Origin of the sequence: Streptomyces sp. NPDC050147, from assembly GCF_040660195.1 — a bacterium.
Classification (GTDB): domain Bacteria; phylum Actinomycetota; class Actinomycetes; order Streptomycetales; family Streptomycetaceae; genus Streptomyces.
On sequence record NZ_JBFALJ010000003.1, the window covers coordinates 116,692 to 139,571 of the forward strand.

General features: G+C 70.9%; 16 protein-coding genes. 12 read left to right on the forward strand and 4 right to left on the reverse strand.

Translation table 11 applies throughout. The features are described from left to right. The first annotated feature begins 23 nt into the window (after nucleotides 1–23). The 8 genes from AB0I94_RS07105 (at nucleotide 24) to AB0I94_RS07140 (ending at nucleotide 11,164) form a co-directional block, all read left to right on the forward strand. Nucleotides 24–1,202, forward strand: coding sequence for an acyl-CoA dehydrogenase family protein (locus AB0I94_RS07105; RefSeq protein WP_363308422.1), 1,179 nt, complete (start codon nucleotides 24–26; stop codon nucleotides 1,200–1,202). A gap of 226 nt (nucleotides 1,203–1,428) precedes the next feature. Further along, complete coding sequence (locus AB0I94_RS07110; protein ID WP_363308423.1) at nucleotides 1,429–2,802, forward strand: MFS transporter; 1,374 nt, start codon at nucleotides 1,429–1,431, stop codon at nucleotides 2,800–2,802. 64 nt (nucleotides 2,803–2,866) lie between these two features. Further along, on the forward strand, nucleotides 2,867–3,727 hold the full coding sequence (locus AB0I94_RS07115) for a shikimate dehydrogenase (RefSeq protein WP_363308424.1): 861 nt from the start codon (nucleotides 2,867–2,869) through the stop codon (nucleotides 3,725–3,727). A gap of 31 nt (nucleotides 3,728–3,758) precedes the next feature. Continuing rightward, nucleotides 3,759–5,603, forward strand: a complete 1,845-nt coding sequence (locus tag AB0I94_RS07120; protein ID WP_363308425.1) for a TIM barrel protein — start codon at nucleotides 3,759–3,761, stop codon at nucleotides 5,601–5,603. 37 nt (nucleotides 5,604–5,640) lie between these two features. Then, on the forward strand, nucleotides 5,641–6,309 hold the full coding sequence (locus AB0I94_RS07125) for a TetR/AcrR family transcriptional regulator (protein WP_363308426.1): 669 nt from the start codon (nucleotides 5,641–5,643) through the stop codon (nucleotides 6,307–6,309). Nucleotides 6,310–6,321: 12 nt separating this feature from the next. Further along, nucleotides 6,322–7,275 (forward strand): oxygenase MpaB family protein, encoded by a 954-nt coding sequence (locus tag AB0I94_RS07130; protein WP_363308427.1) that lies wholly within the window; start codon nucleotides 6,322–6,324, stop codon nucleotides 7,273–7,275. Further along, a complete protein-coding gene (locus tag AB0I94_RS07135; RefSeq protein ID WP_363308428.1) occupies nucleotides 7,257–9,494 on the forward strand; it encodes a serine/threonine-protein kinase in 2,238 nt (745 codons plus the stop codon). Before AB0I94_RS07130 ends, AB0I94_RS07135 begins: the two co-directional genes overlap by 19 nt. 119 nt (nucleotides 9,495–9,613) lie before the next feature. Continuing rightward, complete coding sequence (locus AB0I94_RS07140; RefSeq protein ID WP_363308429.1) at nucleotides 9,614–11,164, forward strand: NAD(P)/FAD-dependent oxidoreductase; 1,551 nt, start codon at nucleotides 9,614–9,616, stop codon at nucleotides 11,162–11,164. 32 nt (nucleotides 11,165–11,196) lie between these two features. On the opposite strand, the gene AB0I94_RS07145 is transcribed toward AB0I94_RS07140, so the two are convergent. After that, on the reverse strand, nucleotides 11,197–13,002 hold the full coding sequence (locus AB0I94_RS07145; RefSeq protein ID WP_363308430.1) for a serine hydrolase: 1,806 nt from the start codon (nucleotides 13,000–13,002) through the stop codon (nucleotides 11,197–11,199). Between the two features lie 175 nt (nucleotides 13,003–13,177). Between AB0I94_RS07145 and AB0I94_RS07150 the strand changes: the two genes are divergently transcribed. Next, complete coding sequence (locus AB0I94_RS07150) at nucleotides 13,178–14,281, forward strand: nitronate monooxygenase family protein (RefSeq protein ID WP_363308431.1); 1,104 nt, start codon at nucleotides 13,178–13,180, stop codon at nucleotides 14,279–14,281. Between the two features lie 33 nt (nucleotides 14,282–14,314). Then, entirely contained in the window at nucleotides 14,315–15,871 is a 1,557-nt protein-coding gene (locus tag AB0I94_RS07155; protein ID WP_363308712.1) for an acyl-CoA synthetase, read from the forward strand. On the opposite strand, the gene AB0I94_RS07160 is transcribed toward AB0I94_RS07155, so the two are convergent. Then, the gene (locus AB0I94_RS07160) at nucleotides 15,868–16,776 is read right to left on the reverse strand and encodes a nitroreductase/quinone reductase family protein (protein WP_363308432.1); all 909 of its coding nucleotides are present in this window, start codon (nucleotides 16,774–16,776) and stop codon (nucleotides 15,868–15,870) included. The genes AB0I94_RS07155 and AB0I94_RS07160 overlap by 4 nt on opposite strands. A gap of 94 nt (nucleotides 16,777–16,870) precedes the next feature. Between AB0I94_RS07160 and AB0I94_RS07165 the strand changes: the two genes are divergently transcribed. Beyond that, on the forward strand, nucleotides 16,871–17,332 hold the full coding sequence (locus AB0I94_RS07165; protein ID WP_363308433.1) for a MarR family winged helix-turn-helix transcriptional regulator: 462 nt from the start codon (nucleotides 16,871–16,873) through the stop codon (nucleotides 17,330–17,332). Nucleotides 17,333–17,416: 84 nt separating this feature from the next. Here AB0I94_RS07165 and AB0I94_RS07170 read toward each other — a convergent pair whose 3' ends face one another. Then, nucleotides 17,417–19,837, reverse strand: coding sequence for a penicillin acylase family protein (locus AB0I94_RS07170; protein WP_363308713.1), 2,421 nt, complete (start codon nucleotides 19,835–19,837; stop codon nucleotides 17,417–17,419). Between the two features lie 146 nt (nucleotides 19,838–19,983). Here AB0I94_RS07170 and AB0I94_RS07175 point away from each other — a divergent pair, with 146 nt between their 5' ends. Further along, nucleotides 19,984–21,492: an acyl-CoA synthetase gene (locus AB0I94_RS07175; RefSeq protein ID WP_363308434.1), complete on the forward strand. Its 1,509-nt coding sequence runs from the start codon at nucleotides 19,984–19,986 to the stop codon at nucleotides 21,490–21,492. Nucleotides 21,493–21,512: 20 nt separating this feature from the next. Here the strand turns inward: AB0I94_RS07175 and paaK are convergent, their stop codons facing one another. After that, complete coding sequence (gene paaK / locus AB0I94_RS07180) at nucleotides 21,513–22,799, reverse strand: phenylacetate--CoA ligase PaaK (protein ID WP_363308435.1); 1,287 nt, start codon at nucleotides 22,797–22,799, stop codon at nucleotides 21,513–21,515. Nucleotides 22,800–22,880 lie beyond the last annotated feature (81 nt).

Below are 22,880 nucleotides of genomic sequence, written 5' to 3' on the forward strand. Positions count from 1 at the left end.
AGCCAGCGGAAGCAGGAGGGGTCGTGCACCTCGAATACACGCCTGAGCAGCGGCAGTTGCGCACCGAGCTGCGCTCGTACTTCGCCGAGCTGGTGCCCGGCAACGCACACGCGCGGTACGCCGACCCGGCCGCGCAGAAGCAGTTCTACCGGGAGACCATCCGTCGCCTCGGCGGCGACGGCTGGCTCGGTGTCGGGTGGCCCAAGGAGTACGGGGGCCGCGGGCTCTCGCCGATGGAACAGTTCATCTTCTTCGACGAGGCCGCGCAGGCCGGCGTCCCGCTGCCCGTGATGGCCCTGAACACTGTCGGGCCGACCCTGATGCAGTTCGGCACGGAGGAGCAGAAGGCGTACTTCCTGCCGAAGATCCTCTCCGGCGAACTCGACTTCGCGATCGGCTACAGCGAGCCGGACGCCGGCACCGACCTCGCGGCGCTCAAGACCAAGGCGGTCCGCGAGGGGGAGGAGTACGTCGTCAACGGGCAGAAGATCTGGACCACCAACGGCGACACCGCCGACTGGGTCTGGCTCGCCGTCCGCACCGACCCGGACGCCCCTCCCCACAAGGGCATCACCATGCTCCTCGTGCCGACGAGCGACCCCGGCTACTCCTGCACCATCATCAACACCCTCGCCTCGCACGACACCACGGCGAGCTACTACGAGAACATCCGCGTCCCCCTCTCTCGCCGGGTGGGCGAGGAGAACAAGGGCTGGCGGCTCATCACCAACCAGCTCAACCACGAACGCGTCACGCTCGCCGCCCACGGCACCATGGCCATCCGCGCCTTCCACGACGTGCAGCGCTGGGCCGCCGACACCAAGCTCGCCGACGGCCGCCGCGTCATCGACCTGGGCTGGGTCCGTCGGCGGCTGGCCCAGACACACACCAAGCTGGACGCGATGAAGCTCCTCAACTGGCAGATGGTGAACGCCGTCCAGGAGGGCACCCTCACCCCCCAGGACGCCTCCGCCGTGAAGGTGTACGGCTCCGAGGCGCGCAGGGACGCGTACGCCTGGCTCATGGAAGTGGTCGGCTCGGCCGGCTCGCTCAAGGAGGGTTCCGCGGGCGCGGTCCTCCACGGAGAGCTGGAGCGCGGCTACCGCAGCGCCGTCATCTTCACCTTCGGCGGCGGCAACAACGAGATCCAGCGCGAGATCATCTCCTGGATCGGTCTCGGGATGCCGCGGGTGCGCCGCTGACGCCGCCATTTCCGGGGGTGGCTCAGAGACCGCGGGCGAGGTCTTCGAGTCACCCCCGAAGCGTGCGGCGGTGAGATCCGGCCAGTCCGTTACGGCCAGATGTATTGACACGGTCCGGAGGGCGGGCGAGCATCACAGCCAAGTTAATTAACTATCTAGTGCGTTAACTACGTCCCCTCGCAGTCCGCCCCCGCTCGTGGCCGGCTGCTCTCCCCGAGGAGTTCACGTGTCCGCTGACCCGCAGGCCGACCAGCCACCGGCCGCGCCGCCCCAGGGCAAGCCACGCAAGGCCGCCTTCGCCGCCTGGATCGGCAGCGCGCTGGAGTACTACGACTTCTTCATCTACGGCAGTGCCGCCGCCCTCGTCTTCCCCAAGGTCTTCTTCGACCCGGAAGACCCGGCCACCGCCACCCTGATCTCCCTGGCCACCTTCGGCGTCGCGTACGCGGCCCGGCCGCTCGGGGCTCTCGTCCTCGGCCACTTCGGCGACCGGCTCGGCCGCCGGAAGATCATGGTCTGGACGCTGATCCTCATGGGCCTCTCCACGTTCCTCATCGGCTGTCTGCCCACGTACGCCCAGATCGGTACCGTCGCCCCGGTACTGCTCGTGCTGATGCGGGTGTTCCAGGGCCTGTCCGCGGCGGGTGAGCAGGCCAGCGCCAACGCGATGACGCTGGAGCACGCGCCGGAACACCGGCGCGGCTACTACACGAGCTTCACCCTCAACGGCACCCAGGCCGGTCAGCTCCTCGCGACCCTCGTGTTCCTGCCGGTCGCCGCACTGCCGGACGAGCAGCTGTACAGCTGGGGCTGGCGCATCCCGTTCCTGCTGAGCGCCCTCGTCGCCGTCGCCGGATACGTCATCCGCCGCACCCTCGAAGAGACCCCCGTCTTCCAACAGGCATCCGCCGACCGGGAGGTGGCCAAGATGCCGCTGGCGGATCTCCTCAAGAACCACTGGGCCGACGTGCTGCGGGTGGTCGCCGCCGCGTTGATCGCGACGGTCAGCACGATCTTCTCCGTCTGGGCCCTCTCGTACGCCACGAGCGACGCGGTCGGCCTCGACAAGACGGGCATGCTCTGGGTCGCGGGCAGCGCCAACGCGGTGGCGCTGCTCGCCATCCCGCTCTGGGCCAGGCTCTCGGACCGGATCGGCCGCAGGCCCGTCTTCCTCGCCGGGGCGCTGGGCAGCGGGGTCATGATCTTCGTCTACCTGTGGGCGATCTCGACCGCCAGCTACCCACTGGTCTTCGTGACCGGAGTGCTCCTCTTCGGTGTCGTCTACAGCGCGGCCAACGGCATCTGGCCCTCGTTCTACGGCGAGATGTTCCCCGCGAGGGTCCGCCTCTCCGGCATGGCCATCGGCACCCAGATCGGCTTCGCCATCGCCGGCTTCGCGGTGACCTTCGCCGCGCAGATCGACGGTCCCGACGGCGACGACTGGCTCGGCGTCGCGATCTTCACCGCCGTGTTCTGCGTGATTTGCGCGATCGCCGTGGCCACCGGGCGCGAGACACACCGAGTGCCCACCGCCGATCTCGGACTGCGCGCACGGGACGCGAAGGCGCCGGCGAAGACGCCCGAGGCCGCCGCCCACTGAACCGGCCGCGCTCCCACCGCGCCCTCATGAACGACCGTGCCAAGACGACCCACAGGAATCCTCGATGACCTCGTACCTCACCGGCCTGATCGGCTCCGGTATCGGCCCCTCCCTGAGCCCCGCCCTGCACGAACGCGAGGCGGACCGGCACGGTGTCCGCCTCGTCTACCGCACCCTCGACATCGACGTCCTCGCCGTCGCGCCCGAAGCGGTGGGAGAGCTGGTGCACGCCGCCCGCCGCCTCGGCTTCGACGGCCTGAACATCACCCACCCCTGCAAGCAACTGGTCATCGAGCACCTGGACGAACTCGCCCCCGAAGCCGCCGAGCTCGGCGCCGTGAACACCGTCGTGTTCCGGGACGGACGCGCCATCGGGCACAACACCGACGCCACCGGATTCGCCCAGTCCTTCGCCCGCGGCCTGGCCGACGCGCCCACCGGTGACGTCGTACAACTCGGCGCGGGCGGCGCGGGCGCAGCGGTGGCGCACGCCCTGCTGAACCTCGGCGTCGACCGGGTCACCCTCATCGACACCGACCCGGCCCGTGCCGCCGCCCTCGCCACCGCGCTGACCACGCGCTTCGGGTCCGGCCGTGCGGTGTCGGCGCCCACCGCGGCGATGCCCGAGCGCCTCGCCGCCGCGGACGGGCTCGTCCACGCCACACCGACCGGCATGGTCGCGCACCCGGGCCTGCCCCTGCCGGCCACGCTGCTCAGGCCCGCCCTCTGGGTGGCCGAAGTCGTCTACCGGCCGCTGGAGACCGGCCTGTTGCGCGAGGCCCGTGCGATCGGTTGCCGCACTCTCGACGGTGGCGGCATGGCCGTCTTCCAGGCGGCCGACGCCTTCCGGCTCTTCACCGGCCTCGAACCGCACACCGGACCCATGCTCGCCGACCTCGGCGACCTGGCCGCCTTCCCGGCCTGACAGCCCCCGATCCGACCCGAGGACAGAGAACATGCGGAAATCGATCGCCACCGTCTCGCTCAGCGGCCCGCTGTCCGAGAAGCTCACCGCCGTCGCCACCGCCGGATTCGACGGTGTGGAGATCTTCGAGAACGATCTGCTCGGCGGCCCGCTCAGCCCTGAGGAGGTGCGGCTGCGCTGTGCGGACCTGGGGCTCGGCATCGACCTCTACCAGCCGTTCAGAGACTTCGAGGCCGTCCCCGCCGACGTGCTCGCCTGCAACCTGCGGCGCGCGGAACGCAAGTTCACCGTGATGGAGCGACTGGGCGCGGACCTGCTCCTCGTCTGCTCCAGCGTCGCACCCGAGTCCGTCGACGACGACGCGCTCGCCGCCGAGCAACTGCGGCTGCTCGCCGACCGGGCGGCGGCCCACGGCATCCGCATCGCCTACGAGGCCCTGGCCTGGGGCCGGCACGTCAGCACGTACGACCACGCCTGGCGGATCGTCGAACAGGCGGATCACCCGGCTCTGGGGACCTGCCTCGACAGCTTCCACATCCTCTCCCGCGGCTCGGACCCCAAGGGCATCGCGGACATCCCCGGCGAGAAGATCTTCTTCCTCCAACTGGCGGACGCACCCCTGATGGCCATGGACGTCCTCCAGTGGAGCAGGCACTACCGCTGCTTCCCCGGCCAGGGTGGCTTCGACCTCGCCCCGCTGGTGGCCGCCACCGTGCGGGCCGGATACCAAGGGCCCCTGTCGCTCGAAGTGTTCAACGACGTCTTCCGGCAGGCGGGGGCCGCCTCCACGGCCGTCGACGCGCTGCGCTCGCTGCTCCTCCTCGAGGAGTCGGCGGGTCTGTCCACTCTCCCCGCCGCGGCCGTCCCCTCCGGCTTCGCCTTCGCCGAGCTGACCGCGGCCGACACCGAACCGCTGCGCGGAATCCTGCAGGCCCTCGGCTTCGCCCACACCGCACGGCACACCTGGAAGCCGGTCGAGCTGTGGGAACAGGGGGAGGCCCGCGTCCTGCTCAACACCGGTGTCAGCGGACGCCGTCAAGGCCCCGCGCTGACCGCCATCGGCGTGGAGACCCCCGACCCGGCCCGAGCCGCACGGCGTGCCGAGGAGGTGCTCGCCCCCGTCGTGCCCAGGCGCAGGGCCCCGCACGACGCCCCGCTCGACGCGGTCGCCGCACCCGACGGCACGGAGTTCTTCTTCTGCCGCACGAAGCAGCCCGACCACCCCAGCTGGACCGGCGACTTCACCGACGTCCCGCCGCGTGCTCTGCCGGGGCAGGAGCCCGGAGAACAGAGCGCGACCATCCGCCACACCAACCACACCAACCACACCAACCTCATCAACAACATCGACCACATCGCCCTCACCCAGCCCTGGCACCAGTTCGACGAGGCATCGCTGTTCCACCGTGGCGTGCTGGGCCTGGAGGCGGACGACAGCCTCTATCTGGCCGACCCCTACGGCCTCGTGCGCAGCCGGGCCGTCGCCTCCCCCGACGGCGGTGTCCGCATCGTCCTCAACATCGCACCGGCGCCGGACGCCGAGGGCGCTCGCCTCCAGCACATCGCGCTGGCCACCGACGACATCGTCGCCGCCGCCCGGCGCGTGCGCGAGACGGGCACGAGCCTGCTCCCGATCCCCGCCAACTACTACGACGACCTCGACGCCCGCCACGAACTCGAGCCAGAGCACCTGGCCACCCTCGCGGAGCTGGGCATCCTCTACGACCGGGACGAGAACGGGGAGTTCCTCCACTGCTACACCGCCACGGTCGGGCGTGTCTTCTTCGAGCTGGTGCAGCGCACGGGCGGCTACCGGGGTTACGGGGCAGGGAACGCGGCCGTACGGCTCGCGGCCCAGCATCTTCACCAGCATTAGACTGACCGGCGCCGATGAGTCCGCCCTGAGGAGCCGCATGGCCGCCGCCGTCCCCCCGCCGTCACCGCCCGTCAAGCGCACCCGGGACGCGGCACGTACGCGGGGGGAGATCCTGGACGTGGCCACCGAGGAGTTCGCCCGCATGGGGTACGCGGGGGCCAGGGTGGACGAGATCGCCGCCCGCATGCGGACCACCAAGCGGATGATCTACTACTACTTCGGCAGCAAGGACCGGCTGTTCACCGCGGTCCTGGAGCGGGCGTACAAGGTCATCCGGCACGAGGAGCAGCAGCTCGACGTCGGGCATCTGAACCCGGTGTCCGCCATCCGCCGCCTGGCCGAGCTCACCTTCGACCACCACGAGGCACATCCGGACTTCATCCGCCTCGTCAGCATCGAGAACATCCACGAGGCCAAGCACATCGGTGCCTCGCCCAGTCTCGCCTCCCTCAGCTCCCCGGCGATCGACGTCATCGCCTCGATCCTCGAAGCCGGGCGCAAGGAGGGCGTGTTCACCTCCGAGGTGGACGCCGTCGACCTGCACGCGATGATCAGCTCGTTCTGCTTCTTCCGGGTCTCCAACCGGCACACCTTCCGCACACTCTTCGGCCGCGACCTCACCGAGGCGTCCCGCCGCGAGCACTACCGGACGATGCTGGGGGACATGGTCATCTCCTACCTGACCTCGGACCGCCCGCACATATAAGGAGGTGGTTGTATGCGCGAGGCATCCTCGTCGGGACGCCCGACCGCACCGGACCCGGGGCTCTTCGGTCCCTCGTCGGTGACCTGGCAGATGCACGGCGACCCGATGATGTGGGTCGCCGGGATCCGCGCCCTGTATCTGCAGGCGCTGCACCCCCGCGCGGTCCGCGGCGTCATGCAGAACTCGGATTTCCGCAAGGACGCCTGGGGCCGTCTCATGCGTACGGCGAACTTCGTGGGCACCACCTCGTACGGCACCACCGAGGTCGCCGAGCACGCGGGGGCGCGCGTACGGAAGATCCATACGATGATAAAGGCCACCGATCCCGGCACGGGGGAGCGGTACGGCGTCGACGAGCCCGAGCTGCTGCTGTGGGTGCACTGCGCCGAGATCGACTCCTATCTGCACGTCGCACGCCGGTCGGGGTTCCGTCTCACCGATGAACTCGCGGACCGGTATGTCGCCGAGCACCGGGTGAGCGCCCGGCTCGTCGGTCTCGACCCCGCGGCCGTTCCGGCGTCGACCGCCGAGCTCGCCGCGTACTTCGAGCGGGTGCGGCCCGAGCTCGCCGCCGGGGCCGAGGCGCGCGACGTCGACGACTTCCTCCAACGGCCGCCCACCCACCCCCTGTTGATCCCGGCGCGCGCCCTCCTGTGGCGGCGCGTGGCGAATCTGGCGTACGCCTCGTTGCCGCCGTACGCCCACGAGCTGTACGGCAGGAAGGCCCCGCCGCCCGCCACCGTGACCCGGCGGCTCGTCACCACCGGCACCATCCTGCGCACTGTTCCCGCACGTCTACGCTGGCAACTTCCCCCGAAACATATTCTGCGGGCCATGGCGAGGCTCGGCCCCGGCGCCCGGCCTGCCCCGTACAAACTCGACAGTCGGACAGCCATACTGGACGAGCCGGGGAGGGCGAGGCTAGGCAACGGGGGCGACGGACGGAGATGGCGGACACCAGGCTGATCCAGGGCCGGTACCGGCTGCTGGAGCTGATCGGGCGCGGCGGCATGGGCGAGGTGTGGCGTGCCCGCGACGAGTCGCTCGGGCGCAGGGTCGCCGTGAAGTGCCTCAAGCCGATGGGGCCCCAACACGACCAGTCCTTCACGCGCGTGCTGCGCGAGCGGTTCCGCCGCGAGGCGCGCGTCGCGGCGGCTCTGCAGCACCGCGGCGTGACCGTCGTCCACGACTTCGGAGAGCACGACGGCGTCCTGTACCTGGTCATGGAGCTGCTCGAAGGGCGCAACCTCAGCCAGCTCCTTGAGGACAACAAACAGCATCCGCTGCCCGTCGCGGACGTCGTGGAGATAGCCGACCAGGTCTCCGCGGCGCTCGCGTACACCCATGAACAGGGCATCGTGCACCGCGACCTGAAGCCCGCGAACATCATGCGACTCACGGACGGCACGGTGAAGATCTGCGACTTCGGGATCGCCAGGCTCGGCCACGACATCGGCTTCACCTCGCGCCTGACCGGCACGGGCATCGCGATGGGCACGCCCCACTACATGTCGCCCGAGCAGATCAGCGGCGCCCAGGTCGACCAGCGCAGTGACCTCTACTCCCTCGGCTGCGTGCTGTACGAGATCGCCACCGGGGCGCCGCCGTTCGACCTGGAGGACGCCTGGGCGGTGCTCGTCGGCCACCGTGACACGCCACCCGAGCCGCCGCGCCGGCACCGCGACGAGCTGCCCGAGTACTTCGAGAAGATCGTCCTCGACCTGCTCGCCAAGGAACCGGACGAGCGCCCCAGCGACGCACGCGAGCTGGGACGCCGTATCGTCACCGGCCGCACGGTCCCCTCGTACGTCCCGACCGTCGTCACCCCGCCGGTGCGCCGCGCGGAGCAGCCGCCCTCGCGCGAGCCGCGGCTGCCCTCGTGGACCCGCGGCATGACGACCGGGCACAAGGCGAACGGCGCCTCCGAGCTGCGGACGACGCCGCCCGACGCGGCGGCGGGCCTGACCGGCGAGTGGATACCGCGCGCCGACGCGCGACGGGCCGCCGCCCCGCGACAGCCCGAACGGCCCACCCCGTCGCCCGAGGTGGTCGCCACCCTCGTCAGCCGGCACAACGCGGGCCTGAGCCTGGGGCGCCTCGGCCGCTGGGCGGAGGCGGGCGAGGTGCACCGCGCGGTGGCCGCCGAGCGGGAGCACGCGCTCGGCCCCGACCACCCGGACACGCTCGCGAGCCGCTATGAAGTGGGCTTCACGCTCAGTCGCACCGGCCGGGCGGCCGACGCCCTGCGGGAGTACGGCCGCGTCGCCCAGGGCAGGGAGCGAACGCTCGGCCCAGAGCACCCGGACACGCTGGCCGCGCGGCAGGAAATGGCTTACGTCATGGGGCAGTTGGGGCGGCACTTCGAGGCCCACCAGCTGTATACGTCGGTTCTCGCCCTCCGGGAACGGACCGCGGGCGCCGACCATCCCGACACCCTGCGCTGCCGGCACAACCTGGCGTACAACCTCAGCAGGCTCGGCCGCCTGGAAGACTCCTACCAACTGGCCCGCGAGGTGGCGACGGCCCGGGCGCGCGTTCTCGGGGCCACGCACCCCGACACCCTCGTCACGCGCTACGAAGTGGCTTACGCGCTAGGCCAGTTGGGGCGCTGGCCCGAGGCGCTCCAGACGTATCGCGAGGTGGCCGACGCCCGGGTGCGGGCGCTCGGCGCCGACCACCCGGACACCCTCGCCGCCCGCTACGAGGTGGGCATCAGCCTCGGCAGGCTCGGCCGCAGCGGCGAGGCCCTTGAGCTGTACCGCGCCCTGATCGACGACCGCACCCGTGTGAACGGTCCTTCCCACCCCGAGACCCTGCGCGCCCGGCACGGCCTCGGCGTCAACCTCGGGCGCCAGGGCCGCTGGGAGGAAGCCCTGGCCGAGGCCCGCGACGTCTGCGCGATCCGCGAACGCGTCCTCGGCGGCGACCACCCGGACACCCTGGTCAGCCGCCGCGAGGTCGCCGTGGGCCTCGGCTGGCTCGGCCGCTGGGCCGACGCCCTGACCGAGTACCGCCGGGTCGCCGCGGCCCGCGAGCAGGTCCTCGGTGCCGATCACCCCGACGCCCTGGCCAGCCGCAACGACGAGGCGCACTGCCTGGAGCAGCTGGGCCGTGGGACGGAAGCGGTGGAGCTGTACCGCCGGGTTGCCGCGTTGCGGCAGCAGCGGGCCTCCGGCGGGTATTGAACCCGGGGCGCGTCGAGCGGTGCCGTTGCGCTGGGGCGGGCGGGTCGTCCGCGGGCTTGTCGTGGCTGGTCGCGCAGTTCCCCGCGCCCCTTCGGGGCGCCCTCGTGCTACCAAGGGCTATGCCTCCTCGCGATCGATACGACGCCGTCATCGTCGGCGGCGGCCACAACGGACTCGTGGCCGCCGCCTATCTCGCCCGCGCCGGACGCTCCGTCCTGCTCCTGGAGCGGCTCTCCACCACCGGTGGCGCCGCCGTCTCCAGCCGCCCCTTCGCCGGCGTCGACGCCCGGCTCTCGTGCTACTCGTACCTGGTCAGCCTCCTGCCGCGGAAGATCGTCAGGGAGCTCGACCTGGACTTCAGGGTGCGCACACGCACCGTCTCCTCGTACACCCCGACCGAGCGCGACGGCGCGGCGACGGGGCTGCTCGTGGGCGGGGGTGACGCGCGCACCAGGGACGCGTTCGAGCGGCTCACCGGCGGTCCGCGCGAGTACGAGGCCTGGCGGGAGTTCTACGCGATGACGGGGCGCGTCGCCGGGCAGGTGTTCCCGACGCTCACCGAGCCGCTGCCCACGCGCGACGCCCTGCGCGAGCGGATCGGTGACGAGGCCGCCTGGCGCGCGCTGTTCGAGGAGCCGATCGGCGCCGCCATCGAGGAGCGGTTCGCCGACGACCTGGTGCGCGGGGTGGTGCTGACCGACGCCCTCATCGGGACGTTCGCCGACGCGCACGACCCGTCCCTGCGGCAGAACCGCTGCTTCCTCTACCACGTCATCGGCGGCGGCACCGGCGACTGGAACGTGCCTGTCGGGGGCATGGGCGCGCTCACCGGAGCCCTCGCGGCCTCGGCGCGCGCGGCGGGCGCCCAGCTCGCCACCGGCCACGAGGCCACTCGCATCGAGTCGGACGGACGGAGCGCCGAGGTCACGTACCGCACAGCCGAGCGCGAGGCCACCGTCGGCGCCCGGTACGTCCTGGTCAACGCCTCGCCGCAGGAGCTCGCCGCCCTCGTGGGCGACGCCCCGCCCGCCCCGGCCGAAGGGGCCCAGCTCAAGGTCAACATGCTGCTCGAACGGCTGCCGAGGCTGCGCGACACGTCGGTCGACCCGCACGAGGCCTTCGCCGGGACCTTCCACATCGGGGAGGGGTACGGCGAGCTGGCGACAGCGTACGCCCAGGCCGCGTCCGGCGAGCTGCCCGCCGCGCCGCCCTCCGAGATCTACTGCCACTCCCTGACCGACCCGACCATCCTCGCCCCCGAACTCGTGGAGCGGGGCTGCCAGACGCTCACCCTCTTCGGGCTGCACACGCCCGCCCGCCTCTTCGCCCAGGACAACGACGCCGTCCGCGCCGAGCTGCTGAAGTCGACCCTGGCGCAGGTGGACGCGCACCTGGCCGAGCCGCTCGCCGACTGCCTGGCCACGGACGCCGAAGGCCGCCCCTGCATCGAGGCGAAGACCCCGCTGGACCTGGAACGCGACCTGCGTCTGCCCGGCGGCAACATCTTCCACCGCGACTTGGCCTTCCCCTACGCCCAGGAAGGCACCGGCCGCTGGGGCGTGGAGACACGGCATGCGAACGTGCTGCTGTGCGGGGCGGGTGCGGTGCGCGGCGGCGGGGTCAGTGGCATCCCCGGGCACAATGCCGCGATGGCGGCGATGGGCGAGTAGCCCCTCGGTGGCGGGCCGGGACAGCGAGGCACTCAGTCACTCGAAGGCGCCCACCCGACGGCTTCGATCCGGGCCGCGTCGGCGGGTCGTGCCTCGTCGAAGACCGTGCGGGCGCCGTCCTCGACCCGCAGTCCGTCGGCGTACGCGCCGCGCCCCACGTAGAGCTTGTCCGTCGCGTACCGCCAGCGCAGCGTGACCCCTTCGCCCCGCCATGGTGAGAGGTCCGCCGCGAGGCGGTGCCAGACGCGTCCCGACCAGCCGGACGCCGTGCCGTCGGGGTGCTGTCGAGGCGCCGTCCCCCGGTGCTCGGTGGTGAACGCCACCGGCTGCCATGTCGTGCCGTCGTCGCGCGAGGCCTCCAGGCGCAGCACGTCCGAGCCCGGCTCCGTGTCCCACCACAGGTCGCACCGCAGCTTCGCCCGGTCCGTGGTGAGAGTGAGGGGCGGCAGGGTCAGCGTGGCCGTTGCCGCGTTCGCCATGCCGGAGAACCACGCGGTGCGTCCGCGGGCGGGGCGCACCGGGACGGCGCGTGCCATGCGGTTCGCCGCCGCCACCCTGGGGGCCGAACCGGAGCGCCAACTGCGCACCGGGTGGACCGAGTTGCCCAGGACGACGAGGAAGGAGTCGGTCGTCGGGTCCAGGACGAGGGAGGTGCCGGTGAATCCGGTGTGGCCCGCGGTGCGCGGCGTCGCCATCGCACCCATGTACCAGTGCTGGTAGAGCTCGAAGCCCAGGCCGTGCTCGTCGCCGGGGAAAGCGGTGTTGAAATCGGTGAACATCAGCTTCACGGACTCGGCCGAGAGGATGCGGGAGCGGCCGTACACCCCGCCGTTGAGCAGCGTGCGGCCGAGGACCGCGAGGTCCCAGGCGCAGGAGAAGACCCCCGCGTGTCCCGCGACCCCGCCGAAACGGAAGGCGTTCTCGTCGTGCACCTCGCCCCACACCATGCCGCGGTCCAGGCCCGACCAGGGCAGGCGGGCGTCCTCGGTGGCGGCGATCTTCCGCTGCCAGGAGGCGGGCGGGTTGTAGCGCGTGCGGTGCATGCCGAGCGGAGCGGTGATCTCGTCGCGGAGCAGTGCGTCCAGACGGCGGCCTGTGATCTCCTCCAGGACCAGCTGGAGCGAGATGAGATTCAGGTCCGAGTAGAGGTACTTGGTGCCCGGAGCGTTGACCGGCGCCTCCTGCCAGATGAGGCGCAACTGGCCCTCGCGCGTGGGCTCCTTGTAGAGCGGGATCCAGGCACGGAACCCCGAGGTGTGGGTCAGGAGCTGGCGGACGGTGATGTCCTGCTTTCCGGCGCCCCCGAAGTCGGGGAGGTACGACGCGACCTTCGCCTCCAGCTCCAGCTTGCCCCGCTCGATCTGCTGCACCGCGAGCAGCGAGGTGAACAGCTTCGACACGGAGGCGAGGTCGAAGACCGTGTCCTTGGCCATCGGGATCTGCCGGTCGGCCGGCAGCTCGACGCCGGTGTCGGTCTTCTCGTCGTACGCCGCGTAGCGCACCGCCTTGCCGATGGGCTGGTGCAGGGCGACTGTTCCGCCGCGGCCCGCGAGCAGGACGGCGCCCGCGTACCACGGGTGCTTGGGGGAGGGGCCGAGGAACTGCTCGGCGTCGGTGACCAGTTGCCGCAGGTGTCCGGCGAGCAGTCCGGCGCGCTCGGGGCTGCCGGGCCGCAGCGTGGGACGCTTGGCGCCGGTCGCGGACGCCGCCGCGGCAGGGCCCGCGGGAAACGGGACCAGCGCGAGCGCCCCGCCCAAGGTGGCGAGCCCGGCACCCAGTTGGCGTCTGGTCAGCCCGCCGCCCGCTCTGTCGGACGCAGCCCCGTTGTCCTCGGCCATGACCGTGCCCCCTCCTGGAACTCTCCTGAGCTGAAATTATCTTTCGGGATCACAAGAGACTGCTGAAACTTTCATGTCAGTGCCGGGCCGTGTCAACCGCAGGCGCGAGGCAAAGATCTGACACCGCATCAGAAAATCTCTTCCGTCGTCCGGACGGCTGCGGCATCCTGCGCCCATGCAGACAGAGCTGAGCAGGAAACTGGGGATCGAGCACGCCATCTTCGGCTTCACGCCCTTCCCGGCGGTGGCGGCCGCCATCAGCAGGGCGGGCGGATTCGGTGTGCTCGGCGCGGTCCGCTACACGGCGCCCGACGAGCTGGCCCGGGATCTCGACTGGATGCAGGAGCATGTCGGCGACCGGCCCTACGGTCTCGATGTCGTGATGCCCGCGAAGAAGGTCGAGGGGGTGAGTGAGGCCGACGTAGAGGCGATGATCCCTGAGGGCCACCGGCAGTTCGTCAAGGACACCCTCGGCAGACACGGCGTGCCCGAACTCGCCGCGGGGGAGGCATCCGGCTGGCGCATCACCGGATGGATGGAGCAGGTCGCCCGCAATCAGCTCGACGTCGCCTTCGGCTACCCGATCAAGCTGCTCGCCAACGCCCTCGGCTCACCGCCCGCCGACGTCATCCAGCGCGCCCACGACCAGGACGTACTCGTGGCCGCGCTCGCGGGCAGCGCCCGGCACGCGCGAAAGCACGCGGACGCGGGCATCGACATCGTCGTGGCGCAGGGCTACGAGGCGGGCGGCCACACCGGCGAGATCGCCTCCATGGTCCTGACACCGGAGGCCGTCGAGGCCGTCGCGCCGCTGCCGGTGCTCGCGGCGGGCGGCATCGGAAGCGGGGAGCAGATCGCGGCCGCGTTCGCGCTCGGCGCGCAGGGCGTGTGGCTCGGCTCGCTGTGGCTCACCACGACCGAGGCCGACCTCCACTCGCGGGCGCTCACCGAGAAGCTCCTGGCGGCGGGCTCGGGCGACACGGTCCGCTCACGGGCCCTGACGGGCAAGCCCGCACGCCAGTTGCGCACCGAATGGACCGACGCCTGGGACGACCCGGACGGACCCGGCACGCTGCCCATGCCGCTGCAAGGGCTCCTGGTCGCCGAGGCGGTGTCGCGCATCCAGAAGTACGAGGTCCAGGCGCTGCTCGGCACGCCCGTCGGGCAGATCGTCGGCCGCATGAACAGCGAACGCGGCGTCCAGGCGGTCTTCGACGACCTGACCCGCGGTTTCGAGCGCGCCATCGACCGCGTGAACCGTGTCGCCGGACGCGACTGACGAGACGACGGAGGAGAGGTCCTTATGAGCAGTATGCCGGGTGGCACGCCCCCCAACGGCTTCTGGGCGCAGGCAGAAGCGGACCCGGACCGCACTGTTTTGACCGCGCCCGACGGTGAGCAGTGGACCGCGCGACGCCTGCACGCGGCGACCAACCGACTCGTCCACGGGCTGCGCGCCGCGGGCCTGGAGCGCGGCGACGCCTTCGCCGTGGTGCTGCCCAACGGCGTCGAGTTCCTCACCGCGTATCTGGCGGCCTCGCAGGCCGGTTTCTATCTGGTCCCGGTCAATCACCATCTGGTCGGACCCGAGATCGCCTGGATCGTCGCAGACTCCGGCGCGAAGGTGCTGATCGCGCACGAGCGGTTCGCGCAGGCGGCGACCGACGCCGCCGACGAGGCGAAGCTCCCGGCCACGCACCGGTACGCGGTGGGTGAGGTGACGGGTTTTCGCCCGTACCACGAACTCCTCGCGGGGCGAGCGGAGTCGGCGCCGCGCGACCGCACGCTCGGCTGGGTCATGAACTACACCTCGGGCACGACGGGCCGCCCGCGCGGCATCCGCCGCCCGCTGTCCGGCAAGCTCCCCGAGGAGTCCTACCTCGGCGGCTTCCTCGGCATCTTCGGCATCAAGCCCTTCGACGGCAACGTGCACCTCGTCTGCTCACCGCTGTACCACACAGCGGTCCTCCAGTTCGCGGGCGCCGCCCTGCACATCGGCCACCCGCTGGTCCTGATGGACAAGTGGACGCCCGAGGAGATGCTGCGTCTCATCGACACGTACAAGTGCACGCACACCCATATGGTGCCGACCCAGTTCCACCGCCTCCTCGCGCTGCCGGACGAGACGAAAGCCGCGTACGACGTGTCGTCGATGCGCCACGCCATCCACGGCGCCGCACCCTGCCCCGACCACGTCAAACGGGCGATGATCGAGTGGTGGGGCGAGTGCGTCGAGGAGTACTACGCGGCCAGCGAGGGCGGCGGCGCCTTCGCCACGGCCCAGGACTGGCTGAAACGGCCGGGCACCGTCGGCAAGGCCTGGCCCATCAGCGAACTTGCCGTCTTCGACGACGACGGCAACCCGCTGCCACCCGGTGAACTCGGCACCGTCTACATGAAGATGAGCACCGGCGGCTTCTCGTACCACAAGGACGAGTCCAAGACGAAGAAGAACCGCATCGGCGACTTCTTCACCGTCGGTGACCTCGGCCTCCTGGACGAGGACGGCTACCTCTACCTCCGCGACCGCAAGATCGACATGATCATCTCGGGCGGGGTCAACATCTACCCCGCCGAGATCGAGTCCGCGCTGCTCACCCACCCCGCGGTCGCGGACGCGGCCGCCTTCGGCATCCCGCACGACGAGTGGGGGGAGCAGGTCAAGGCGGTGGTGGAGGTGGCCGAAGGCCACGAGGCGGGTGACGCGCTCGCCACCGAGATCCTCGACCACTGCGAACGCCAACTGGCGGGCTACAAACGCCCGAAGAGCGTCGAATTCATCGACACCATGCCACGCGACCCGAACGGCAAGCTCTACAAGCGGAGGCTGCGGGAGCCGTACTGGGAGGGGCGGGAACGCGCGGTCTAGGGGCGAGGGCCGTACAGCGCGGGCAGGAGCTGTTCCTCCTCGTAGGCGAAGTGCCGCTCAAGGTCCGACGCGAGTCGGTCGAGTTCGCCGGCCAAGTCGAGGGCCGGGTCCGGATCGGCGATGAGCTTCTCCAGCTCAACGAGGGTCCGCGCGACCGTCTTGTGCTCCTCGCGGAGCCTGGCGATCCCCGGGGCCAACTCCGGGAACTGGCGCTCCAGTTCGGTGAAGGCGCCGTCCTCGTTGGTGTGGTGCTCGTGGAGCGCGCCGCAGAGGGTGATGCAGTGGCGGGTGAGCTGCTCGCCGAGGGACGGCGCTGGGCGCCGCATGCCGGATGTGGTGGGAGGGGCGGCTGCCTGCTTGCGTAAGTCGGCCAGCTCGTCGCGCAGTTCGGCGTGGACGCGGACCAGGTGATCGGCGATCGCCCGGTGCCGTGCCGGGTCGGCCGCCCTCAGCCGGTGCAGCGCGATGACGGGGATGGTGCGGTCCGTGCCCTGCTGGTAGGCGGTGAAGGCCGGGTCGCGCTCGCACTGCGCCGTGTACTGGCGGTCGCGTTCCTCGCCGACGAGCGGCTCGGCCGTGGCCGGGAAGCGGTCGACGCCGCCCGTGCCGTCGGCGACCTCGACGGTGAGCCGCGGGTCGGCCAGGAGATTGTGGTACCAGTCGGGGTTCTTGTCCCCACCGCCGTTGGAGGCGAAGACGAGGAGCCTCTCGCCGTCGCGGGCGTACACGGCGGGATTGCTCCGGGGGCGGCCGCTGCGGGCGCCCGTCGTGGTGAGGAGCACGAGCGGGACACCGGCGAACATGCCGCCGACCTCGCCTCCGTTCGCCCGGAAATCGGCCATGAGCTGTCGGTTGAACTCGGCGGGAGAGGGGAGCTGCGCGGGCTGTTCAGGCTCTTCGGGCATGGCTGTGGACCCCTTCGATAGCATCGGCACCCCAGGTGCGTTTGCTGTGAAAGCAAAATACCTTTGAGTTCAAAGCTATTAAGGAGGGTGGCGAGTGTCAACCGGCGACCAGGCCGGTCCGGAGGTCGACGACGCCGTCCGGACCCTGCTCCTGCTGATGCCGCGCATGGTCGGACGCGTCAAGCGGATCAAGATCCCCGAAGAGCTGCAGTCGCTGGCGCTGGCGCCCCGCCATCTCTCGCTGCTCGCCTATCTGCTCTTCGACGGCCCGATGAGCGTCAACGAACTGGCTGCCCGCCTGGAGGTCGCGCCGACGACGGTGAGCCTGATGGTCGGCGAACTGAGCCGCAAGGGAGTCCTGGAGCGGCAGGAGGACCCGGCCGACCGCCGACGCAAGATCGTCGACATCGCCGATGCGCACCGCTCGTCGATCGACGGCTGGCTCGGCCGGGGCGCCGTCGCCTGGCGCAAGGCGCTCGCCCCGCTCACGGGGGCCGAGAGGAAGCTGTTCATCGACACGCTCGCGGCGTACGAGGGTGCCCTCGCCGATGGCTGAGCGCCTCCCGGGCGCGACAGGGCCGGGTCACCCCGCCTCGACTTCAACGCGGCGGAACCCGGCCCCAGTGGGTGTCGAGCGGCCTCAGCGGCGCTCGCGCACCTTCACCACCTTCAGCTTCGGATCGCGCATGATGTCCTTCTCGCAGAACCGCGACGTCACCCAGCGCTCATCGGCGTACAGCCGCGTCTGATCGCTGTAGTGCGGCGAGTTCGGGTTGGACGACTGCGAGTAGGTGAGCAGCGTGCGCGCCTTCGGGCAGCCGCTCTTGTCCCAGCCGACCGCCTGGATGTGGCTCGAACCGTGCGCCACCTCGGTGTAGCCACCGCCCTTCGCGTCCCACACCGGCTCGATCTTGTTCCACACGCCGACCGACTCCGTGCCGCCGTGGATCGGCAACCGCTCCGAGCCGCGTACGACGAACTGGTTCCTGCCCAGCGGCGCGTCGAGCGCGATGCCCGCCCCGCGCAGTTCGGTCACCGCGTCGGCGAGCGCGGTCGCGAAGCCCGGCGCTGCCGTGTTGAGGGTGTTCGGCGTGCGCACCGGGTCGGCGGCGGAGAACGGCACCTTCCACAGCTGCGCGTTCGGGACGGCGGTGACCAGTTTGCGCCAGAACCGGTCGAAGAGCAGGGCGCCCTCGCTGTCCGTGTCCATGGAGTGGTCCCACGCCTTGAGGGCGGCACAGGCCTTGCGTACGTCAACCACCTTCCCGCCGCTGCCCGTTGCGGACCCGCCGGGCAGCGCGGCGCACGCCCGCGCCGCGTCGTCGGCGGCCAGATCGCCCGCGGGGGCCCGGTTCGCGAACTGCTGCTTCTGGAGGTCCTTGACCGTCAGGCCGCCCTCCTTCGCCATCGCCGCGACATCCTCGATGGCGCCGCGCGTGCGCAGGGAGCGCTGCGTGCCGATCGTCCCGAAGACCCGCTCATAGCCCGTGATCGGCCGGTCGGCGTTGGTCAGCCAGGCGCTGTCGTTGGAGTTCTCCGCGTACGGGGCGTCCTTCAGGGTGGGCATCTTCGACGGGCCGAAGACGCCGGGCTGGACGGCGTCCTTGTCCGAGCCGAGGGCGCAGGCACCACGCGAACCGTCGAGCACGGCCACGCCCGACGCCGGGTACGTCACCTTGCCCAGATCGGTGGAGCAGCGCGCGGCCAGGTCGTCGGTGATGCGGGGCAGCACCTGTGACTGGGTGAGCAGCGAGTGGCCCTTGCGGTCCGCGGCGACGGTGTTCACCCAGGGCAGGCCCTGGGTCTCACGCAGCGCCTTGAGGATGTCTTCGGTGGAGCGGGCCTTGCCGAAGCCGAGGTTGGTGTCGCTGCCGCGCATGTTCGTGGCGTTGGGGTCGTTCAGGGCGTACGCCGTCTTCGCCGACCAGGGCAGCGGGAGCTGAGCGCCGAGCCCGGTGGTGACGGGGCCGTACCGGGTCCACCACTGGGTGCGGGTCACCGCAGCGCCGTCCTTGACCGGTACCTGGACCGTCCGCTTCGTCATCTTCTCCGGCTTGCCGTCCACCAGATAGGTGGTGGGATCGGCCGGGTCGAGCGTGAGCTGATGCAGGTTGAGGGTGACGCCGGTCGCCACCGTGTGGCTCCACGCCACATCGCCGTTGAAGCCGATGTTGACGACGCCCGTGCCCAGCAGCGAACCGCCCGATACGTTCAGCTCGCCGGGGATGGTCTGCTGCGACTGCCAGAAGCGCCGGCCGCCCTGCCAGGGGTAGTGCGGATTGCCGAGCAGCAGACCCTTGCCGTTCGCGGTGGCCTTCCCGCTGAAGGCGACGGCGTTGGAGCCCATGACGGCGTCCTCGGCCGAGAAGAGGTCGCGTGCGGCCTTCGCCGTGCGCTCGGGGTCGGCCGTGCGGCCTGGGGTGTCCGCGCCGGGAGGCCGTGCGGCGGTGATGCCGTCGATGCCGCGCCCCTGACCGCCGAGCACCTGGACGGCGAAGCCCTGACGGGCCACGTCCAGGGAGGTGATCGGGCGCAGCCACTTGGCGCCCTTGCAGGCGGGGTCGGTGACGCGGTTCTGCCTCAGCCAGGCGTTGTAGCCCGCGGCGAAGCCCCGCATCAGCTTCTTCGAGGTGGCGCTCGGACCTGCCGGGGCGGGCTGATCGAGGAGCTTCTCCACCGTGCGTGTGTCGCGGACACCGCCGAAGTAGAGGTCGCTGGAGAGGTTCGTGGTCGCCGAGGACAGCGAGCCGTCCGGCTTGCCGTCGGGCCCGAAGTGACGTGACCGCTCCCCGCGTACGGTCACGTATCCCTCCGCGAGGGTGCACACCTGGTCGGCGGCCTGGGCCCAGCCGGTGCCGAAGCCGAGATTCTCGTAGTCCTTGGCGAGGATGTGCGGAATGCCGTACTGGGTGTAGCGGACGGTCGCGGACAGACCACCGTCCGACGGGCGGGCGTCACGGTCCTGTGCCGCGCCGGCGGTGGCGGCGGACGACGGCAGGAAGGCCGCGGCGGTCAACAGGCTGATGCCCAGGGCCGTGAGGCGTCTGGTGCGGGTACGCATACGCATGGTGCCTCCCAACAAGGGTGAGGGAAGGGGCGGTTGAGCGTACCAAGCGGTATGTCACTTGATCGAGTAGCGGGACCGGCCGGTTTCGCGCCCCGTCCGGAGCCTTGACCGCCGCGACGCACGCGGCACAGGATCACGCCATGACGGGTGTACGCAGCAATACGGTCGACGATGTCCTGGCGCGCAGCGCGCGGCGCGTGCCCGGACGGGTGGCACTGCGTTATGGAGAGCGGGTCTGGACCTACCGCGAACTTGACGACGCCGTGACCCGGGCGGCGGCGTACCTCCATCGGGAGGGGCTCGTCGACGGCGCCCGGGTCGGTGCGTACGGGCACAACTCCGACGCGTACGTCATCGGCTTTCTGGCCTGTGCCCGCGCGGGCCTGGTGCACGTGCCCATCAACCACAACCTCGAGGGCGAAGACCTCGGCTACATCATCGAGCAGTCGGGCAGCTCGGCCGTCCTGGTCGACCCCCACCTGGAGCGCCGCCTGCCCGGCACGGTGCGCGCGATGCCGCTGCGGGACACCGCGGACTCGCTGCTCGAACGCGCGCGTGGGCGTGAGGGCGAGGCCGTGTTCCTGCCGGGCCCCGACCGCAGCGGTGACCTCGCCCAACTGCTCTACACCTCCGGCACCACAGCGCTCCCCAAGGGCGCGATGATGACGCACCGCGCCCTCGTCCACGAGTACGTCAGCGCCATCACCGCCCTGGACCTGAAGGAGACGGACAAGCCCGTTCACGCGCTGCCGCTCTACCACTCGGCTCAGATGCACGTCTTCCTGCTGCCGTACCTGGCGGTGGGCGCCGAGAACACGGTCATCGACGCGCCCGACGCCGAGCGGATCTTCGAGCTTGTCGAGGCGGGTCGCGCCGACAGCCTCTTCGCGCCGCCCACCGTGTGGATCGGCCTCTCGAACCATCCCGGCTTCGCCACCCGTGACCTGGGCGGCCTGCGCAAGGCGTACTACGGGGCGTCGATCATGCCCGTCCCCGTTCTGGAGCGCCTGCGCGAACGGCTGCCGTCGCTCGCCTTCTACAACTGCTTCGGGCAGAGCGAGATCGGCCCCCTCGCCACGGTCCTCGGGCCCGACGAGCACGAGGGGCGGATGGACTCCTGCGGTCGCCCCGTGCTCTTCGTGGAGGCGCGGGTGGTGGACGAGCGCGGCCTTGAGGTGCCCGACGGCACGCAGGGCGAAGTCGTCTACCACTCACCGCAGTTGTGCGAGGGCTACTGGGACAAGCCGGAGGAGACAAAGGAGGCGTTCCGTGACGGGTGGTTCCACTCCGGGGACCTCGCCGTGCGGGACGAGGACGGCTACTTCACCGTCGTCGACCGGGTGAAGGACGTCATCAACTCCGGCGGTGTCCTCGTCGCGTCGCGCCAGGTCGAGGACGCGCTCTACACCCACGAACGCGTCGCGGAGACGGCCGTGATCGGGCTGCCGGACGAGCGCTGGATCGAGGCGGTCACCGCGATCGTCGTACGCAACGGAGACGTCACCGAAGCGGAGCTCATCGCGCACGCGCGCGAGAGGCTCGCCCACTTCAAGGCGCCCAAACGGGTGCTCTTCGTGGACGAGTTGCCGCGCAACGCGAGCGGGAAGATCCTCAAGCGGGAGCTGCGCGACCGTTTCGACGCGTCATAGTCCTAGGGGCCGTAGGGCCCCTAGGGGTTCCGCAGGTCCACGATCCGTTTGAACTTGCCCACCGACCGCTCGATGGTCTCGGGATCGACGATCTCGACCGCCACCGAGACACCGATGCCGTCCTTCACCGCCGACGCGATCTCCCGGGCCGCCGCCTCGCGCCGCTCGGGGGTCGTGTCCGCGCGGGACTCGGCCCGGACCGTCAGGGCGTCCATGCGCCCCTCGCGGGTCAGCCGCAGCTGGAAGTGCGGGGCGACGCCCGGCGTCCGCAGGACGATCTCCTCCACCTGGGTGGGGAAGAGGTTCACGCCGCGCAGGATCACCATGTCGTCCGACCTGCCCGTGACCTTCTCCATCCGGCGGAAGACCCGTGCGGTGCCGGGCAGAAGGCGGGTCAGGTCGCGGGTGCGGTAGCGGATGACGGGCATGGCCTCCTTGGTGAGGGAGGTGAAGACCAGCTCGCCGCGCTCGCCGTCCAGGAGTACCTCGCCGGTGATCGGGTCCACCACCTCCGGATAGAAGTGGTCCTCCCAGATGTGCAGGCCGTCCTTGGTCTCCACGCACTCCTGGGCGACACCCGGGCCGATCACCTCCGAGAGCCCGTATATGTCCACCGCGTCGATCGCGAACCGCTCCTCGATCTCGCGGCGCATCTCCTCCGTCCACGGCTCGGCGCCGAAGATGCCGACCTTCAGGGACGTCGTGCGCGGATCGACGCCCTGGCGCTCGAACTCCTCCAGGAGCGTGAGCATGTAGGAGGGGGTGACCATGATGATCTCGGGGCGGAAGTCCTGGATCAGCTGGACCTGGCGCGCCGTCATGCCGCCGGACGCGGGAATCACCGTGCAGCCCAGTCGCTCGGCCCCGTAGTGCGCGCCGAGCCCGCCGGTGAACAGGCCGTATCCGTACGCCACATGGACCTTGTGCCCGGGGCGACCGCCCGCCGCGCGGATCGAGCGGGCGACGACGTCCGCCCACATCGACAGGTCCTGCTCGGTGTAGCCGACGACCGTGGGCCGGCCCGTGGTGCCACTGGACGCGTGCAGGCGCCGCACCTCGGACTGCTCGACCGCGAACATCCCGAAGGGATAGTTGTCCCGCAGGTCGGACTTGGCCGTCAACGGGAAGCGGGACAGGTCGGCGAGCGTGCGGCAGTCGTCGGGGCGCAGGCCCGCCTTGTCGAACGCCGCCCGGTAGAAGGGCACGTTCTCGTACGCGTGCAGCAAGGTGTCCTGGAGGCGCTCCAGCTGCAGCGCTTCGAGCTCCTCGCGCCCGAGGCGCTCCGCCGCGTCCAGCATGGCCGTCATATGCGGTAACTCCCGTCCCAAACGGGCGACCGATCATTCGGTCGTCGATCTTCCGTAAAGGTCAGTAATCCAGCCCCGGAG

Bases quoted from the DNA above. Each gene is read 5' to 3' on its own strand.
- AB0I94_RS07115 (WP_363308424.1), top strand. From the start codon at position 2,867: ATGACCTCGTACCTCACCGGCCTGATCGGCTCCGGTATCGGCCCCTCC.
- AB0I94_RS07120 (WP_363308425.1), top strand. From the start codon at position 3,759: ATGCGGAAATCGATCGCCACCGTCTCGCTCAGCGGCCCGCTGTCCGAG.
- AB0I94_RS07125 (WP_363308426.1), top strand. From the start codon at position 5,641: ATGGCCGCCGCCGTCCCCCCGCCGTCACCGCCCGTCAAGCGCACCCGG.
- AB0I94_RS07130 (WP_363308427.1), top strand. From the start codon at position 6,322: ATGCGCGAGGCATCCTCGTCGGGACGCCCGACCGCACCGGACCCGGGG.
- AB0I94_RS07135 (WP_363308428.1), top strand. From the start codon at position 7,257: ATGGCGGACACCAGGCTGATCCAGGGCCGGTACCGGCTGCTGGAGCTG.
- AB0I94_RS07140 (WP_363308429.1), top strand. From the start codon at position 9,614: ATGCCTCCTCGCGATCGATACGACGCCGTCATCGTCGGCGGCGGCCAC.
- AB0I94_RS07145 (WP_363308430.1), bottom strand. From the start codon at position 13,002: ATGGCCGAGGACAACGGGGCTGCGTCCGACAGAGCGGGCGGCGGGCTG.
- AB0I94_RS07150 (WP_363308431.1), top strand. From the start codon at position 13,178: ATGCAGACAGAGCTGAGCAGGAAACTGGGGATCGAGCACGCCATCTTC.
- AB0I94_RS07155 (WP_363308712.1), top strand. From the start codon at position 14,315: ATGCCGGGTGGCACGCCCCCCAACGGCTTCTGGGCGCAGGCAGAAGCG.
- AB0I94_RS07160 (WP_363308432.1), bottom strand. From the start codon at position 16,776: ATGCCCGAAGAGCCTGAACAGCCCGCGCAGCTCCCCTCTCCCGCCGAG.
- AB0I94_RS07170 (WP_363308713.1), bottom strand. From the start codon at position 19,837: ATGCGTACCCGCACCAGACGCCTCACGGCCCTGGGCATCAGCCTGTTG.
- AB0I94_RS07175 (WP_363308434.1), top strand. From the start codon at position 19,984: ATGACGGGTGTACGCAGCAATACGGTCGACGATGTCCTGGCGCGCAGC.
- paaK (WP_363308435.1), bottom strand. From the start codon at position 22,799: ATGACGGCCATGCTGGACGCGGCGGAGCGCCTCGGGCGCGAGGAGCTC.